The organism is Janthinobacterium sp. TND4EL3, assembly GCF_900156175.1.
In the GTDB taxonomy this organism is placed as follows: Bacteria; Pseudomonadota; Gammaproteobacteria; order Burkholderiales; family Burkholderiaceae_D; genus Janthinobacterium.
Genome location: NZ_FTMV01000019.1, coordinates 26,095 through 42,538, shown reverse-complemented (window position 1 = coordinate 42,538; position 16,444 = coordinate 26,095). Strand labels below are relative to the sequence as shown.

Here is a 16,444-nt window from a genome sequence, read left to right as displayed (position 1 = left end):
GAGTTACTATGCCTAGAGTAAAACGTGGGGTTACAGCTCGTGCCCGTCATAAGAAGATTCTTGTTCAAGCTAAAGGCTACCGTGGTCGCCGCAGCCGTGTATACCGTGTTGCCAAGCAAGCAGTTATGCGCGCTGGCCAATACGCTTACCGCGATCGCCGCAACAAGAAGCGCGTTTTCCGCCGCCTGTGGATCGCCCGTATCAACGCCGCTTCCCGTGAGCATGGCGTAACGTACAGCGTATTCATGAACGGCTTGAAAAAAGCAAATATCGAACTGGACCGTAAAGTCCTGGCCGATATGGCTGTGATGGACAAGCCAGCATTCGCTGCGATTGTCAACGCAGTGAAAGCAAAAATCGCTGCGTAAGCACGGTGATTGCACAACGTCATCCACAGGGTGACGTTATAAAGAGCGGGGCAGGGGTTTTAACACCTTATGCCCCGTTTCCGTTTTTGATTGTTGGATTTTAGCTAACCGAGTCCAGAATTGATGTCCAAAACAGGAAATGCCGCATGAACTCCCTAGAAGAACTCGTCGTCTCGGCCCAGGCTGACTTTATCGCCGCCGCAGACGCTGCCGCACTTGAAAACGCCAAAGCCCGCTACCTGGGCAAGACTGGCCAGATTACTGAAATGATGAAGGGCCTGGGCAAGCTGGACCCGGACGCGCGCAAGGCGCAGGGCGCCCTGATCAACGCCGTCAAAGTGCAGATCGAGGACGCGCTGACGGCGCGCCGTGATGCACTGGCAGATGCTCAAATGCAAGGCCGCCTGAACGCCGAAGCGATCGACGTCACCTTGCCAGGCCGTGGCCGCATGCCCGGCGGCATCCATCCCGTGATGCGCACGTGGGAGCGTGTCGAGGAAATCTTCCGCTCGATCGGCTTCGACGTGGCCGATGGCCCCGAAATCGAAAACGACTGGACCAACTTCACGGCGCTGAACAGCCCGGAAAACCATCCAGCCCGTTCCATGCAAGATACGTTCTACATCGATGGCAACGACACCGATGGCAAGCCCTTGCTGCTGCGCACGCACACGAGCCCCATGCAGGTGCGCTATGCGCGCACGCATACGCCGCCGATCAAGGTCATCGCGCCGGGCCGCACCTACCGCGTCGACAGCGACGCCACCCATTCGCCCATGTTCCACCAGGTCGAAGGCCTGTGGATCGCCGAAGACATCAGCTTTGCCGACCTGAAGGGCGTGTACCTGAACTTCGTCAAGGCATTCTTTGAAACGGACGACCTGCAGGTGCGCTTCCGTCCGTCGTACTTCCCGTTCACGGAACCGTCGGCCGAGATCGACATCGCCTTCGGCTCGGGTCCGCTGAAAGGCCGCTGGCTGGAAGTGTCGGGCGCGGGCCAGGTGCATCCGACCGTGGTGAAGAACTTTGGCCTCGATCCCGAGAAATTCATCGGTTTCGCTTTCGGCTCCGGCCTGGAACGCTTGACGATGCTGCGCTACGGCATCAACGACCTGCGCCTGTTCTATGAAGGCGACTTGCGTTTCTTGAAGCAATTCAACTAAGCGTTGTTCCGTTTGATTCATGGCGCTTGAGCGCCCGTGCGCTCGCGCTGTGAGCTTTGACCATTTGAAGGCTTGATTATGCAATTTTCCGAAAACTGGCTCCGTACCATGGTCGATCCGAAGATGACTTCGGACGAACTGGCCCATCTGCTGACCATGTCCGGTCTCGAAGTCGAGGACGTCGATCCCGTCGCCCCGCCGTTCTCGAACGTGGTGGTGGGTTTGGTCCTGGAGATGGAGAAACATCCGAACGCGGACCGCCTGAACGTGTGCCAGGTCGACGTCGGCACGGGCACCATGCTCAATATCGTCTGCGGCGCGCCGAACGTGCGCCCGGGCTTGAAAGTCGTCTGCGCGATGGCCGGCGCCGTGCTGCCCCCTGGCGCCGATGGCAAGCCGTTTGAAATCAAGGTGGGCCAGCTGCGCGGCGTCGAGTCGCAAGGCATGCTGTGCTCCGCGCGCGAATTGAAATTGTCGGAAGAAAACGCCGGCTTGATGGAATTGCCGGATGACGCGCCGATCGGCCAGAATTTCCGCGATTACTATGCGCTCAACGACTTGAAATTCACCATCAAGTTGACGCCGAACAAGGCGGACTGCCTGTCCGTGCTGGGCGTGGCGCGCGAAGTGTCGGCATTGACGGGCGTGCCCCTGAATGCGCCCCAGTTCCGCACCGTGCCGGTTTCCAGCGATGAAATCCTGCCCGTCAAAGTCAGCGCGCCGGACCTATGCGGCCGTTTCACGGGCCGCGTCATCCGCGGCCTGAACGCCAAGGCAGCCACGCCGGACTGGATGAAGCAGCGCCTCGAGCGCAGCGGCCAGCGTCCGTTGTCGGCCCTGGTCGACATTTCCAACTATGTCATGCTGGAACTGGGCCGTCCCAGCCACGTATTCGACTTGGCAAAGATCCACGGCAGCCTCGACGTGCGTTGGGGCAAGGCGGGCGAATCCGTCAAGCTGTTGAATGGCAACACCGTTGCCGTCGACGAGTGGATCGGCGTCATTGCCGACGAGCAGGAAATCGAATCCTTGGCCGGCATCATGGGCGGCGACGCCAGCTCGGTGTCGGACGATACGGACAGCATCTACCTGGAAGCGGCATTCTGGTGGCCGAACGCGATCCAGGGCCGCGCCCGCCGTTTGAATTTCTCGACCGATGCGGCGCACCGCTTCGAGCGCGGCGTCGATTTCGCCACCACCGTCGAGCACATCGAGCGCATCACGGCCCTGATCGTGGAAATCTGCGGCACGCCGGCCACCACCGTCGGCCCCGTCGACGACCACGTGGTGAACTTGCCGCAACGCCAGCCCGTGACCATGCGCACGGCGCGCGCACAGAAAGTCATCGGCGTGCCGCTGACCGATGCGCTGATCGCCGACATCTTCACGCGCCTGGCCCTGCCGTTCACCCTGGCCGACGGCGTGTTTTCCGTGACCTCGCCCAGCTACCGTTTCGACATCGAGATCGAGGAAGACCTGATCGAGGAAGTGGCGCGCGTGTACGGCTTTGAAAACATCCCGACCCTGCCGCCCGTGGCCGCGAACGTGATGCAGATCGCGCCGGAAAATACCCGCTCCTTGTTTGCGGTACGTCATGTGCTGGCCGACCTGGGCTTCCAGGAAGTGGTTAACATGAGCTTTGTCGATACGGCATGGGAGCGCGATTTCTCGGGCAACACCAATCCGATCAAATTGCAGAACCCGATCGCCAGCCAGATGAGCGTGATGCGTTCCTCGCTGATTGGCAGCCTGATCGCCAACGTGCGCTATAACCTGAACCGCAAGACGAACCGCGTGCGCATCTTCGAAGTGGGCGCCATCTACCAGCGCGACGACAGCGTGCAAAACGGCCCCTTGTCGGTGGCCGGTTACGCCCAGCCGAAGCGCGTGGCCGCCATGGCCTACGGTGCGGTGGCCGACGAGCAGTGGGGCCAGGCCTCGCGCACGGTCGATTTCTTCGACGTGAAGGCGGACCTGGAAGCGCTGTTCGCGCCGCTGGTCTTGCGTTTTAGCAAAGCGGAACATCCGGCCCTGCATCCGGGCCGTTCGGCCAATGTGGAGCTCGACGGCAAGGTCATCGGTTTCATCGGCGAACTGCACCCGCGCTGGATGCAAAAATATGACTTGCCGCTGGCGCCCGTGCTGTTCGAAGTCGACGCTGCTGCCCTGACGCAACGGGTCGTGCCCGTGTACCAGGAAATCTCGAAATTCCCTGGCGCCAGCCGCGACCTGGCCGTGGTCGTCAAGCAATCGGTGGCCGTGCAGGATCTGCTCGACAGTTTCCAGGCGGCCGCGAAGGCAAGCCCCGCAGCGCGTATCGTGCAAGCCATTGTTTTATTTGATGAATATCGTGGAAAAGGGCTGGAAACGGATGAAAAAAGCCTTGCTTTCCGGATTAGCTTGCAAGATACTCAAAACACCCTGCAAGACGATGTCGTCGATGGCCTGATGGCTGTGCTGATCGATGCCGCGAAGCAGGGCCACGACGCGAAACTGCGTTCGTAATTACCGGACTGGCCGTCGCTTTTTGCGTGACGGCCTTTCCGTCGTCAACCGTAGACGAACCTGCCATGTGGCCGGTTCGGGCGCACAGAAAAGGCAGGGCAGGAAAATTAATAATAGCGACGTTGATTCCGCCGTACTGCAATCCGCATTGGCCGCCGATCTGCATCGGGCCATGCTGGTTGCCAAAGTGCGCCAGGAAGCGGAAAAAGATCTACCCACCTTGACCAAGGCGGAACTGGCCGAACTGTTGTTCGAGCAGGTGGGCCTGAACAAGCGCGAAGCGAAGGATATGGTCGAGACCTTTTTCGACGAGATCCGCAATGCGCTCGAGCGTGGCGAAGCCGTCAAGCTGTCCGGTTTCGGCAATTTCCAGTTGCGCGACAAGCCGCAACGGCCGGGTCGCAACCCGAAAACGGGCGAAGAAATTCCCATCACGGCGCGGCGCGTCGTGACCTTTCATGCGAGCCAGAAGCTGAAAAGCATGGTCGAAGAGACCAGTCCGCTGGCACGTGCTGCCTGAGTGAGTGGCGATGAACGAGCGCATCAGTAAAACCGAGTTGATCGCCTTGCCGCCCATCCCGGCCAAGCGCTATTTCACGATCGGCGAGGTGAGCGAGTTGTGCGGCGTCAAACCGCACGTACTGCGCTACTGGGAGCAGGAGTTTTCCCAGCTCAAGCCGGTCAAACGACGTGGCAACCGCCGTTATTATCAGCATCATGAAGTGCTGCTGATACGGCGCATCCGTGAGTTGTTGTACGAGCAAGGTTTTACCATCAGCGGCGCGCGCAACAAGCTCGATAGCCGTGGCGCATCGCATGTCATCGTTGACGAGCTGCCGGTGCTGCCGGCCACGCCTGTCGTGCCACAGGAAGCGCCGCTGGACCGCGCGTGGATACGCGATGAATTAATTGCGATTTTAAACTTGCTAAAATAAGATTTGTACCAATATAGGTCGGGTTGTCCGATACCGCTTGACTATACTGCATGGTACAAGCGTTGGCGCTGCCGGTATCGTACGGTACGCTACATTTTGAATATAATGTTAATGTTGCGTTTTTGTTAGTGACGCTAAGCCGGAGCAGCGTTCAGGTTCCGGTAGTCTTTCCCAGGCCAGGAAAATTTAAGGGGAAACAATGATACGCGTTGCCATTTGTGATGATCACCAAATAGTACGAGCTGGATTCAAACAGATTTTTTCGTCGTCAGGCGATTTCAGTGTGGTGGCGGAAGCCGGTACGGGGCGCGAAGCGCTCGATATCGCCCGCCGCGAGATATGTGATGTGCTGTTGCTCGATATCGCCATGCCCGATCAGAGCGGCATCGATACCTTGCGCACGATACGCCAGGGCCAGCCGGAATTGCCCGTGCTGATCCTCAGCGGCTATCCCGCGCAGCAGTACGCGCTGAACCTGTTCAAGATGGGCGCGAACGGCTATCTGAACAAGGAATGCGAGGCGGACGAGCTGATGACGGCCGTGCGCACCGTGTACCAGGGACGCCGCTACGTCAGCTCCACCGTGGGCGAGTTGCTGGCGCAGTCATTCGACCGCGATACGAATGCCGCACTGCACACGGAATTGTCGGACCGCGAGTTCCAGGTCTTTTTACGCCTGGCGCGCGGCGCCACCGTGTCCGATATCGGCGTGGCCCTGTCGCTGAGCATCAAGACGGTGAGTACTTACCGTACGCGCATCATGGAAAAAATGGGCTTGCAATCGAACAGCGACTTGACCTATTACGCAATGAAAAACAATTTGCTTGACTAGCGCGGCGGTGCGATCATGGTTGCATGATCGCCCGGCGTGCCAGCCTGGCACAACTTGATGTTGTGCAGTGCAGCAGTCTGTGGCGAGGATTATAATTGGCCGGCGCCGGCGTTCTTTCCCGCGCCGAACCTTGCTAAGGATGCACACCAGGATGTATTTCACCGCTGAACCGGCCCCGAATCACCGCCTGCCCCTCTACAAGACGATCCTGTGCGTGACTTGCGCCTTGCTGCTTGTACTCAATGGTTTCAGTCTCTTCCATAACCTGCAGTCGCTGAAGGGCACGAATGCCTTGCTCAGCCAGAGCGCCCGCGTGGCTGACCGCCTGCAGTACCTGAACGTGCTCGTGCTCGATGCGGAAAGCAGCTTGCGCGGCTATTTCATTTCCGGCTCGGAAACCTATCTGGGCCCGTCGAAGACGGCTTCGACGGAAATCGAGAACGAATTCAACGAGTTGCAGACCTTGCTGGCGGGCAGTCCCACCCAGCTGAAGAACCTGGCCCAGCTGAAAAGCTTGATTCGCCGCAAGATGTCTATGTTGCAACAGGCGGTCGAGGTCTACAAGCAGGGCGGGTTGGCCGAGATCGTCAATATCTCGCGCGTCACCGATGACCGCGCCACCATGGATGAAATCCGCCTGCAGGTGGTGATCATGACGCGCGAGCAGAATGAAGCGTTGTCGACCGGCAGCGCCGCCTTTTACCATGAGTATCAGAAGGCCGTCATACTCGGTATCGGCATCAATGCGCTGGCCATCCTCGTGCTGATCATGTTTTACCAGCTGGTGCGGCGCAGCTTCCAGAACCGCGCGGCCGTCGAATACGCGCTGCAGAATGCCAATGACACCCTGGAGTCGACGGTAACCAAGCGCACCGAGCAATTATCCGTGCTGTCGCGCCATTTGATCAGCGTCAATGAGGTCGAGAAGGCGCGCCTGGCGCGCGAGCTGCACGACGAGCTGGGCGCCAATTTGACGTCGATCAGCATGGACCTGGGCGCCGTCACGCAGCAATTGGCGCACACGCAGCCGGAACTGGCCGCGCAACTGCGCCGCGCCAAGGCGACCCTGCTGGAAACGGTGGAATTGAAGCGCCGCATCGTCGAGGACTTGCGCCCCAGCCTGCTGGACAACCTGGGCCTGTGCGCCGCCATCGAAAGCTATTGCGAGGATTTCGCCCGCATGAGCTCAGTTCGCTGCGATACGGACGTGGCCATCAATATCGACAACCGCGAAGCGACCCTGACGATTGCCCTGTTCCGTATCGTGCAGGAATCGCTGACGAACATCCTCAAATATGCACGCGCCGGCATGGTCAGCGTGACCTTGAAACGCAATGAACACGGCCTGGTGCTGCGCGTCATCGACGACGGCATCGGCATCACGGAAGAGGCGCTGCAAAAGCCCATGTCGCACGGCTTGCTGGGCATGCGCGAACGGGCCTTGCTGCTGGGCGGCACGCTCACCGTGCGCCAGGGGCCGGAAGGCAAGGGCACATGCGTGGAAGCCGTGATTCCCTTGCCGCTGACGCCGGAGCCGGAAGAACTCGACGAAGACGCCAGCGTTTAAGTCATGGCGGGCGAAAAAATGGCCGGGCATGCAGCCCGGCCATTTTTTTATCGTGCTGCGGATTCAGTCAGCAAGGCATCAGCAACGGGAGACGTCGCGCAGCAAGCGGTCGTATTCCGTCTTGGCCACCTTGTAGCACTCGCCCGCATAGCATTCGAGGCCGGCGCGGTCCAGTACCGTGATATTGCCGCGGCGATAGTGGATCAAGCCTTCTTCCTGCAGCTTGCCGGCGGCGGCCGTGATGCTTTCGCGGCGCACGCCCAGCATGATGGAGATCAGCTCTTGCGTCACTTTCAATTCGTTCGATGGCGAACGGTCCAGACGGTCCAGCAGCCAGCGGCACAGTTTTTGCTCGATCGAGCTGTGGCGGCCGCCGACGGCGTTCTGCGCCATTTGCGCAAACAGGGCGTTGGTGTAGCGCATCAGCAGCTGGGGCAGGGCGCCGCCTTGATTGAAGGCGTCGCGCAAGCTCTGCGTTTTCAGGCGGTAACCGTAGCCAGCGCTCTGCACGACGGCCGTGCACATGGCGCGTTCGCCCGCCAGCAGCGAGGCGCCAGCCACGCCTTCATGGCCGACGACGGCGATTTCCGTCGTGGCGCCGTCTTCCATCACATACAGCAGGGAAATGATGGCCGTGGTGGGGAAGTAGCTGTATTCCAGGTTATTGCCGTAGGCATACAACTCCTTGCCGAAAGGCAGTTCCACCAATTCCAGGTCTTCGAACAGCGATTCGAGCGCGGCGCGCGGCAGGGCGGCCAGCAATTCATTCTGTTGGGCACTGCTGAGGCTAACCCGCGACGCAAGCTTGATTTCCCGGCCGGCCGCCGGCATGGCGCGCGGCAGCAACTGGTTCTTCTGGACCGGGGTGCTAAGTTGAGTATGGTTCATGGTATTTCCTCACAGGCTTTTTACATCGGAGTGCGATTGCCGCGTTGCCGGTCAAAGAAGTGCTGTTCCCATTTTGCAACAGCGTTTTTTTTCGACCGCGCGGTGCAGATCGCGATGTAGCTACTTTAAAAGCTTATGTAAGTGGCGAACATAAGATTAGCAGTCGCCACTTTGTAGTCTCTACTGAGGCGAAATTGTAGTCCTTGTCCTACATGCACACTTTAGCCTAGCTAGCCTTGCGCCGTTCTGCGCGATTTTGTGATATGACGCGCGGCTTGTTGGCGCTCCACAGGCCGGCTGGACGCACGCTGGGCAAGCCGTTGCGCATGCCGGCGACGGGCGCCGGACGCGCTGCCGCCACGTCCTGTTCGCCCAGGCGGAAGCGGCTGACAGCCTGCGTCAGCGCTTCGCCTTGCTGGTGCAGGCGCTGCGAGCCGGCGCGCGCCTCCTCGACCAGGCCCGCATTCTGGCGCGTCATGTCGTCGATCTGCGCCAGCGCCGCATTGATCTGGGCAATCTCGCCATTCTGCTCGGCGCCGGCGCTGCTGATGCGCCCGATGACCACGGCCACCTGCTGCACGGCGTCGACCACTTGCCGCATGGTGCTGCCGGCCGCGTTGACCAGGTCGCCGCCCGCGTCGACGGTGGCGACGGAATCGCCGATCAGGCGCTTGATCTGCTGCGCCGCCTCGCTGGAGCGCTGCGCCAGGCTGCGCACCTCGGCCGCCACGACGGCAAAGCCGCGCCCCTGCTCGCCCGCGCGCGCCGCTTCCACGGCCGCGTTCAGGGCCAGGATGTTGGTCTGGAAGGCGATGCCGTTGATGACGCCGATGATGTCGACGATCTTGTGCGAGCTGGCCTTGATCGAGGCCATGGTGTCGACCACGGCGCTGACCGTCTCGCCGCCGCGCAGGGCCACTTCGGCCGCCGACGCCACCAGCGTGCGACCCTGTCCTACGTGGGCTTCGTTGCGGCCCACGGTGGCCGTCAGCTCGCGCATCGAGTCCACGGTGGCGCCCAGCGCCTGCGATTGCGTGGCCGTATGGCCGGACAGGGCGGCGTTGCCGTCGGCGATGTCCGCGCCGGCCGTGGCGATGACGGCTGCGCCGCCGCGGATTTCCTGCACCAGGGTGGCCAGGCCGTGCGTCATGGCGCCGAAGTCGCGCACCAGGTCGCCGATCTCGTCGTGCGCCTGCGAGGTGATGCGCTGCGACAGGTCGCCCGCCGCCGCCGCGCCGACGGCCACGCGCAGCTGCGTGACGTCGCGCGCGAACGCGGCATAGAAGCCCGCGCACAGGTAGGCGGCGGCCAGCAGCACCAGCAGCATGGCGGCCAGGATCAGGGTGCGGCGCGCCTGATCGCGGGCGATGCGCTGCGCCAGCACGCTGTCGAGGGCCGTGGCGGAGGCGCCGGACAGCGCGTGCAGTGCATCGATGGCCTGCATGCCGGCGGCGTGGAATTGCGCGCCCGAGGTCTGGTCGTAGGAATTCGTCACCTCGTTCTTCGTGCGTTCGAGGAAGGCCAGCGCCGCCGGCACGGCTTTCAGGGCCGGCTGCAGGCTGGCGCGCAGGTCCGGCCTGGCGGCGAGGATTTCCTCGTAGCGGGCAGGCAGGCGTTCCAGTTCATGGCGCGCGATCAGGGCGTTGGCGTTGACGAGCTGGTCTTCGTTCGCCTCGAACAGGCCCGTGTCGATGTAGGCGGCGCCGCGCCCGGCGATATCGGACAGGCTCTCGGCCAGGTCGGGCAGGGTGGTCGTGAAGGCGGCGCTCAGGTGGTTGGCGCCCGCGTCGGGGTCCAGGCTCAGGTGCGAGCGGTCGGCCACCAGCTGGCCCAGTTTGCCCGCCTGGCGCAGCAGCGCCGTGTGCGCCGCGTAGCTGTCGCGCGCCGCGATGCCCGCCTGGCGGCCCAGCAGGGCTTGCCACTGCTTCGTCAGCTCGGCGGCCTGGGGCAGGCCCGCGCCGGCCGGCAGGCGCGCCAGGGCCGCCAGCGCGGCCGTGATGCGCCCATTGATGGCCGTATTGTCCATGCCGGCCTTGCCGCTCAGGCGCAGGTGTTCCAGGCCACGCCGCTGCTGCAGCAGGCGCGTGCCTTCCTGCAGCTGGCGCACATAGGCCACGCCCAGCTGCGCATCCTGTGCCTGGGCCAGCGACTTGCCCAGCTCCGAGATCAGCAGGGTGGTCGCCAGCGCCAGCGGCAGCAGGAAGACCAGGCAGACGAGCATGAATTTGGGCAGCAGGCGCAGGCGCTGCATGAGTCGGATGGCGGGGGTGAGGAGCATTTTCATCGGGTTTCCAGGGTAGGGTGACAACATTTCTGCAGCGCAATGTTGCCTGTGAATTGTGACCCCTTGATGAAGCGGGCGCCGACGCGGATATTTTTGGCGCGCGCAAGAGTGGAACAGTTCACACGGAGTGCTCAACCTTCTGTAAAATCGAGGGTTTTTTGCGAGGGCCATATTATGGTCACCAATATGGCCAACGAGAACGACATCAACACCCCCGATTCCACCGACAACGCGGACAATGCCGCGGCGTCCGCCGGCAGCAAGGCGCCGGCCGTGATCGCGCGCGAAGTCAAGCGCCGCCGCACCTTCGGCATCATTTCCCACCCGGATGCGGGTAAAACCACGCTGACGGAAAAACTGCTGCTGTTCTCGGGCGCCATCCAGATGGCCGGTACCGTCAAGGCCCGTAAATCGGGCCGCCACGCGACGTCGGACTGGATGGAGATCGAGAAGCAGCGCGGCATTTCCGTCGCATCGTCCGTGATGCAGTTCGAATTCCGCGACCACGTCGTCAACCTGCTCGACACCCCGGGCCACCAGGACTTCTCGGAAGATACCTACCGCGTGCTGACGGCCGTCGACTCGGCCCTGATGGTGATCGATGCGGCCAAGGGCGTGGAAGCGCAGACGATCAAGCTGCTGGCCGTCTGCCGCATGCGCAATACGCCCATCGTCACCTTCATGAACAAGATGGACCGCGAGACGCGCGATCCGCTGGAGCTGCTCGATGAACTCGAATCGGTGCTGAAGATCCAGTGCGCGCCCGTCACCTGGCCTATCGGCATGGGCAAGAACTTCCGCGGCGTGTACCACCTGCTGAACGACGAGATCATGCTCTTCAAGGCCGGCGAGGAAAAGGCCGACGGCGCCTTTGAAATCATCAAGGGCATCGACAACCCGCGCCTGCAGGAGATGTTCCCGCTTGAGATGGATCAATTGCGCATGGAAGTCGAACTGGTGCACGGTGCCTCGCATCCGTTCAACCTGGATGAATTCCTCTCCGGCGTGCAGACGCCCGTGTTCTTCGGTTCGGCCATCAACAACTTCGGCGTGCGCGAGATTTTGTCCGCGCTGGTCGACTGGGCGCCGGCGCCGCGCGAGCGCGACGCCACCGTGCGCTCCGTCGATCCGACCGAGCAGCCGTTCACGGGCTTCGTCTTCAAGATCCAGGCGAACATGGACCCGGCGCACCGCGACCGCATCGCCTTTTTGCGCGTGTGCTCGGGGCGTTTCGAGCGCGGCATGAAGGTCAAGCACTTGCGCCTGGGCCGCGAGATCAAGGTGTCGAACGTGGTGACCTTCATGGCGTCGTCGCGCGAGCAGGTGGAAGAGGCGTACGCGGGCGACATCATCGGCTTGCCGAACCACGGCAACATGCAGATCGGCGACAGCTTTTCCGAAGGCGAGATGCTGACCTTTACCGGCATCCCGTACTTCGCGCCGGACTTCTTCCGCTCCGTTCGCATCCGTAATCCCTTGAAAATCAAGCAGTTGCACAAGGGCTTGCAGCAGCTGGGCGAAGAAGGCGCGGTGCAGGTCTTCAAGCCGGTGCAGGGCGGCGAACTGGTGCTGGGCGCCGTCGGCGTGCTGCAGTTCGAAGTAGTGGCCAGCCGTCTGCTCAACGAGTACGGCGTCGACGCCGTGTTCGAGGGCACCAGCATCAGCAGTGCGCGCTGGGTCAGCTGCGACGACAAGCGCGTCCTGCAGGATTTCGAAAACGCGCTGGGCCACAACGTGGCCTATGACGCGGCCGGCAACATGGCCTATCTGGCCACGTCGGGCGTCAACCTGCGTCTGACGGAAGAGCGCTGGCCGAAGCTGAAGTTCCACGCCACGCGCGAGCATTCGGCGAAACTGGCTTGATGAACACGCACTAGGTGCGAGGGAGGGCGGAACCGGCGGTTCTGCCTTTTTTTACGCCGGCAGGATCGTGCGCGTGCTCCAGTCGCGCCGCTCCAGCAGCAATGCCGTCAGCTGCGCCGCCGTCATGGGGCGCGCGAAGAAGTAGCCCTGCACGTTGTCGCAGCCCGCTTTTCTTAGAAACTCCACCTGCTGCAGCGTTTCCACGCCTTCGGCCACCACTTTCAGATGCAGGCTGTGCGCCATGGCGATGATGGCCGTGACGATGGCTTCGCCCTCGCCGGGCAGGTCGTGCACGAAGCTGCGGTCGATTTTCAATTGATCGATGGGCAGGCGCTTCAGGTAGGACATCGAGGAATAGCCGGTGCCGAAATCGTCGACGGACAAATGGATGCCCGTCTCCTGCAGGCGCCGCATCAGTTCCACGTTGGCGTGGATATTGTCCATCAATACCCCTTCCGTGATTTCCAGCTCCAGCAAGCCGTGCGGCAGCTGCGTTTCGTGCAGGATGGCGCGGATGTCGTCCATCAGCCCCGGATCGCGCGCCTGGCAGGCCGACAGGTTGACGGCCACGTGTTCCAGCGAGTCGAGCAGGCCCGCCTTGCACCAGGCAGCCGCCTGGCGGCAGGCGCTTTGCAGCACCCAGCGCCCCAGGTCGACGATGATGCCGCTTTCCTCGGCCACGGGAATGAATTCGCTGGGGCTGAGCTGGCCCATGTCGCGGCAGTTCCAGCGTATCAGCGCTTCCACGCCGACGATGCGCCCGCTGCGCAAGTCGATCTGCGGCTGGTAGTGCAGGTACAGTTCCTCGTTGCGCAGCGCTTTGCGCAGGTTTGCTTCCATGCGCAGGCGGCGCTGGGCGCGCAGCTCCATTTCCGGCTGGAAGACGGCGTAGCGGTTCTTGCCCTGGTGCTTGGCGTGGTACATGGCCGTGTCGGCATTGCGCGTCAGGGTCGCCACGTCGCGCGCGTCGAACGGGTACAGGCTCATGCCGATACTGGCGCTGACGTACAGCTGGTGGCCTTCGAGGGCGAACGGCGCGGCCAGCACGGCGAGGATCTTGCGCGACACGCTGGCCATTTCCGAGGCGTCGTCGGCCGGCTCGACGATGACGACGAATTCGTCGCCGCCGATGCGGCAGATGATGTCGGTGGTGCGCAGGATGGCCACCAGGCGCTCGGCGACGAGCTTGAGCAGCTGGTCGCCGCAGTGGTGGCCCAGGGTGTCGTTGACCACCTTGAAGTTGTCCAGGTCCAGCAGCAGCAGGCCCACGCTGCTGTCCTGGCGGTCGGCGCGCGCCAGCGCGTAGGCGAGGGCGTCGTTGAACTCGTGGCGGTTCGGCAGCTGCGTGACGGGGTCGACGTGTGCCAGGTAGTGCAAGTGGTTTTCCGCGTGCTGGGCGGCGGCGCGCGTGCGGCGCACCATCAGGGTCGTCAGGCCGAACGCGCACAGGCTGACGAGCAGGGTGAAGCCGGCAAAATGCGCGAGGCTGCGGTATTGCTGCGCCAGGCTGGTGCGCAGGAACAGGGCGCCGCCGCCAGGCAGGGACTCGGTGAAGGCCGCGTTGCCAGTCAGAAAGTCAACGTGCAGGCCCGGGCGCGGCGCGGTGGGGGGCGCATCGGCGCCGCTGCGCGCGTAACGGGCAAACGGCGTGCCGTAAGGCGTGTAGAGCCATGCCTGCTGGAGTTGGGGGGCGGCGGAAAGCGAGGCGAGCGTTTGCTCTGCGGCAAGACGATTGTCCTGGCGCAAGGCCGCGCTGGCGGCAGGGGCCAGCATGCCGGCCTGTATCTGCAGGTTGCGCTGCAGCGATGCTTGCAAGGAAAACCACTGGAACAGTACCAGCAACAGGCTGGCCGCTGCCAGCATGGCCGCCGCGGCCACCAGGTTCAGCCTGGCTATCCGGTCGCCGCGCAATTGCGCCGATGGCAGCATCAATGGGCTCATCATGACGCCCTCCCTTGCCGGCCCCGCCTGCCGCCGCCCCGTGTGATCCTGCCTCGCCCTGCCATACTTTACGTTCCAGTCTGATGAAAACCGATGTGAGCCGGAACTCTCAACGTGTTGTTAAGGCCGACATATTGTCATTTCGTAGCGTGAAAGTACAGGGCGTGCGGCAATTTAGTGCCCAGGCAGCACGCCGGTGGCCGCAGGCAAGGCGACAAGACAGGCGGAAAAGGCGGGGCATGTCTTTCTAATAATAATTCAAGTTGAATTTTAATCCTTTTTTTGCCCGCCGGTTTTTTTCTCTAAAAACATGCTGACAGTAAACAAATGCCGTCAAGAATAACTTCAATGTCCGCGTCCGTTACGGCATGGATTAACTTTTTGACTGGATCAGCCCTTGCAAGTCGTTGATTTTAATAAATTTTACCTGGCAAGGTGCAATCGCTATGGCCATGCCGCGCGAGTTCGTCCATAATCCGCTGATGATGGACGTTCTGATGCTGTTTGTTTTGTCCGCCGCGGCCAGGTAAGTTGCCGCCAGCAAAACCGGACGCCGCCCTAATGATAATCAGTGAGGATATCTTGGAAAAAAAACCAAAAATTATTTTGTCGTCACAAGACCTGGAACGACTGGAAGCGTTGTTGTATGCCTTGGGAAATAACTTGTCGCCGGACAAGGCCGCCTTGCTCGATGAGCTGGGCCGTGCCGACGTGCTCGAACCGCAGGAGATTCCGCCGACCGTCGTGACGATGAATTCCACCGTGCGCTTCACGGTGGAAAACAAGGAAGAGTTCTGCCTGACGCTCGTGTATCCGAAGGACGTGGAAGGCCAGGCCGACCGCATTTCCGTGCTGGCGCCCGTCGGCAGCGCGCTGCTGGGCCTGTCCGTCGGCGACAGCATCGCCTGGCCCATGCCGGGCGGCGTGGTGCAGGTGAAGATCGAGGAAATCGTCTATCAGCCTGAACGGGCCGGCGAATACCACCGCTAAGCAGTGAGGGCGGACGGCGCCCGCCGTTCGCCTGCCAGGCCGTGTTTCCGATAATTAACTATTGCGTTGCACGCGCACCACCAGCCATCCCGCCACGACGGTGAATGTGACGATGATGGCGACGATGATCCAGAAGCCCTGCGGGTGCTGGGCCAGCGGAATTCCCCCCACATTCATGCCCAGCATGCCGGCGATGATGTTGATCGGCAGGGCCAGCACGGTGACGATGGTCAGCACGAACAGGCTGCGGCTGTTTTCCTCGTTGACGCTGGCGGCAATCTCTTCCTGCAGCAGCTTGATGCGTTCCTGCAGCGAGGACATATCGCTGAGCACCACCGAAAATTCCTCCGTCGACTGGCGCAGTTCCAGGCTGTCCAGCTCCGATACCCATGCGGGCGGGCGTTGCAGCAGGCGGAACAGGGCGGCCGGTTCCGGCGCCAGCAGGCGCTGCAGCCGCACCAGTACGCGCCGCATGGCGCCCAGGTCTTCGCGCTTCGGCACCAGGCGCCCGGCCAGCAAGTGATCCTCGATATCGTCGACCCGGGCGACGGCGTCGCGCACGATGTTGACCAGCACATCGGCCTGGTCGCGCAGCAGGTGGATCAGCAATTCCACCGACGAGCGTATCGGCTCGTGGTTCTTGATGACGGCCTGGCGCAGGCGTTCGATCGATTGCAGCGGCGCGCGGCGCGCCGTGATGACGAGGTTTTGCGCCACGCTGGCCCACATGGTGGAAATGTCGGACGCTTCGAACGAAAAATTGTGCACCACGTCGTTGACGACGGCGATCAGGGTATTTTCCGCCTGTTCGATGCGTGTCGAGCGCGAGCCCTGGTGCAGGGTTTCATAGAATTCGTCGGCCAGTTGCGTGTGCGCCGTCAGCCATTTTTCGCTGGCCGCATGCGACAAATTAAAATGCAGCCAGACGAATTCCTGCGCCGGCCTGGCCGCGCCATCGCCCAGCCAGGCCAGCGCGGCCGTCGAGTCGAGCGCCAGCGGCTGCGCCTCGCGGCCAAACAGGAAGCCCCAGACGAGGCCCGAGGTGTCCGAGCCATAGGTAAAGCCGGCAGTTTCCATCGCCATCGTGAATCTTTCTCGCGCAGTGTGA

Annotated in this window: 13 protein-coding genes; 9 read left to right on the top strand and 4 right to left on the bottom strand. The window is 62.1% G+C overall.

The annotated features are described in order from the left end of the window. The first annotated feature begins 8 nt into the window (after positions 1-8). From rplT to BXA07_RS24200, 7 genes are all read left to right on the top strand, one after another. Positions 9-368, top strand: coding sequence for a 50S ribosomal protein L20 (rplT, locus tag BXA07_RS24230; protein ID WP_010399214.1), 360 nt, complete (start codon positions 9-11; stop codon positions 366-368). Positions 369-514: 146 nt separating this feature from the next. Further along, complete coding sequence (gene pheS, locus BXA07_RS24225) at positions 515-1,531, top strand: phenylalanine--tRNA ligase subunit alpha (RefSeq protein ID WP_034751917.1); 1,017 nt, start codon at positions 515-517, stop codon at positions 1,529-1,531. Between the two features lie 78 nt (positions 1,532-1,609). Further along, positions 1,610-4,036 (top strand): phenylalanine--tRNA ligase subunit beta, encoded by a 2,427-nt coding sequence (gene pheT, locus BXA07_RS24220; protein ID WP_076571673.1) that lies wholly within the window; start codon positions 1,610-1,612, stop codon positions 4,034-4,036. Between the two features lie 172 nt (positions 4,037-4,208). After that, positions 4,209-4,556, top strand: a complete 348-nt coding sequence (locus BXA07_RS24215) for an integration host factor subunit alpha (protein ID WP_010399205.1) — start codon at positions 4,209-4,211, stop codon at positions 4,554-4,556. Between the two features lie 10 nt (positions 4,557-4,566). Further along, positions 4,567-4,971 (top strand): MerR family transcriptional regulator, encoded by a 405-nt coding sequence (locus BXA07_RS24210; RefSeq protein ID WP_076571672.1) that lies wholly within the window; start codon positions 4,567-4,569, stop codon positions 4,969-4,971. Between the two features lie 199 nt (positions 4,972-5,170). Further along, positions 5,171-5,803, top strand: coding sequence for a response regulator (locus BXA07_RS24205; RefSeq protein WP_076571670.1), 633 nt, complete (start codon positions 5,171-5,173; stop codon positions 5,801-5,803). A gap of 151 nt (positions 5,804-5,954) precedes the next feature. Continuing rightward, positions 5,955-7,370 carry a sensor histidine kinase gene (locus BXA07_RS24200; protein WP_076571668.1) on the top strand — a complete coding sequence of 472 codons (1,416 nt, stop codon included), beginning with the start codon at positions 5,955-5,957 and terminating at the stop codon, positions 7,368-7,370. 78 nt (positions 7,371-7,448) lie between these two features. Here BXA07_RS24200 and BXA07_RS24195 read toward each other — a convergent pair whose 3' ends face one another. Together BXA07_RS24195 and BXA07_RS24190 are read right to left on the bottom strand one after the other, a co-directional pair. Next, entirely contained in the window at positions 7,449-8,258 is an 810-nt protein-coding gene (locus BXA07_RS24195) for a Crp/Fnr family transcriptional regulator (protein ID WP_076571666.1), read from the bottom strand. A 226-nt stretch (positions 8,259-8,484) separates the two neighbouring features. Further along, positions 8,485-10,542 (bottom strand): methyl-accepting chemotaxis protein, encoded by a 2,058-nt coding sequence (locus tag BXA07_RS24190; RefSeq protein WP_076571664.1) that lies wholly within the window; start codon positions 10,540-10,542, stop codon positions 8,485-8,487. A gap of 186 nt (positions 10,543-10,728) precedes the next feature. Between BXA07_RS24190 and BXA07_RS24185 the strand changes: the two genes are divergently transcribed. Next, entirely contained in the window at positions 10,729-12,405 is a 1,677-nt protein-coding gene (locus tag BXA07_RS24185; RefSeq protein WP_076571790.1) for a peptide chain release factor 3, read from the top strand. A gap of 51 nt (positions 12,406-12,456) precedes the next feature. On the opposite strand, the gene BXA07_RS24180 is transcribed toward BXA07_RS24185, so the two are convergent. Next, positions 12,457-14,349 carry a putative bifunctional diguanylate cyclase/phosphodiesterase gene (locus BXA07_RS24180; RefSeq protein WP_083708504.1) on the bottom strand — a complete coding sequence of 631 codons (1,893 nt, stop codon included), beginning with the start codon at positions 14,347-14,349 and terminating at the stop codon, positions 12,457-12,459. 579 nt (positions 14,350-14,928) lie between these two features. On the opposite strand from BXA07_RS24180, the gene rnk reads away from it, so the two are divergent. Next, positions 14,929-15,336 (top strand): nucleoside diphosphate kinase regulator, encoded by a 408-nt coding sequence (gene rnk, locus BXA07_RS24175; RefSeq protein WP_170909733.1) that lies wholly within the window; start codon positions 14,929-14,931, stop codon positions 15,334-15,336. Positions 15,337-15,390: 54 nt separating this feature from the next. Here rnk and BXA07_RS24170 read toward each other — a convergent pair whose 3' ends face one another. Beyond that, positions 15,391-16,419 carry a transporter gene (locus BXA07_RS24170; RefSeq protein WP_170909732.1) on the bottom strand — a complete coding sequence of 343 codons (1,029 nt, stop codon included), beginning with the start codon at positions 16,417-16,419 and terminating at the stop codon, positions 15,391-15,393. Positions 16,420-16,444: the final 25 nt, after the last annotated feature.

Bases quoted from the DNA above. Each gene is read 5' to 3' on its own strand.
- rplT (WP_010399214.1), top strand. From the start codon at position 9: ATGCCTAGAGTAAAACGTGGGGTTACAGCTCGTGCCCGTCATAAGAAG.
- pheS (WP_034751917.1), top strand. From the start codon at position 515: ATGAACTCCCTAGAAGAACTCGTCGTCTCGGCCCAGGCTGACTTTATC.
- pheT (WP_076571673.1), top strand. From the start codon at position 1,610: ATGCAATTTTCCGAAAACTGGCTCCGTACCATGGTCGATCCGAAGATG.
- BXA07_RS24215 (WP_010399205.1), top strand. From the start codon at position 4,209: ATGCTGGTTGCCAAAGTGCGCCAGGAAGCGGAAAAAGATCTACCCACC.
- BXA07_RS24210 (WP_076571672.1), top strand. From the start codon at position 4,567: ATGAACGAGCGCATCAGTAAAACCGAGTTGATCGCCTTGCCGCCCATC.
- BXA07_RS24205 (WP_076571670.1), top strand. From the start codon at position 5,171: ATGATACGCGTTGCCATTTGTGATGATCACCAAATAGTACGAGCTGGA.
- BXA07_RS24200 (WP_076571668.1), top strand. From the start codon at position 5,955: ATGTATTTCACCGCTGAACCGGCCCCGAATCACCGCCTGCCCCTCTAC.
- BXA07_RS24195 (WP_076571666.1), bottom strand. From the start codon at position 8,258: ATGAACCATACTCAACTTAGCACCCCGGTCCAGAAGAACCAGTTGCTG.
- BXA07_RS24190 (WP_076571664.1), bottom strand. From the start codon at position 10,542: ATGAAAATGCTCCTCACCCCCGCCATCCGACTCATGCAGCGCCTGCGC.
- BXA07_RS24185 (WP_076571790.1), top strand. From the start codon at position 10,729: ATGGCCAACGAGAACGACATCAACACCCCCGATTCCACCGACAACGCG.
- BXA07_RS24180 (WP_083708504.1), bottom strand. From the start codon at position 14,349: ATGATGAGCCCATTGATGCTGCCATCGGCGCAATTGCGCGGCGACCGG.
- BXA07_RS24170 (WP_170909732.1), bottom strand. From the start codon at position 16,419: ATGGCGATGGAAACTGCCGGCTTTACCTATGGCTCGGACACCTCGGGC.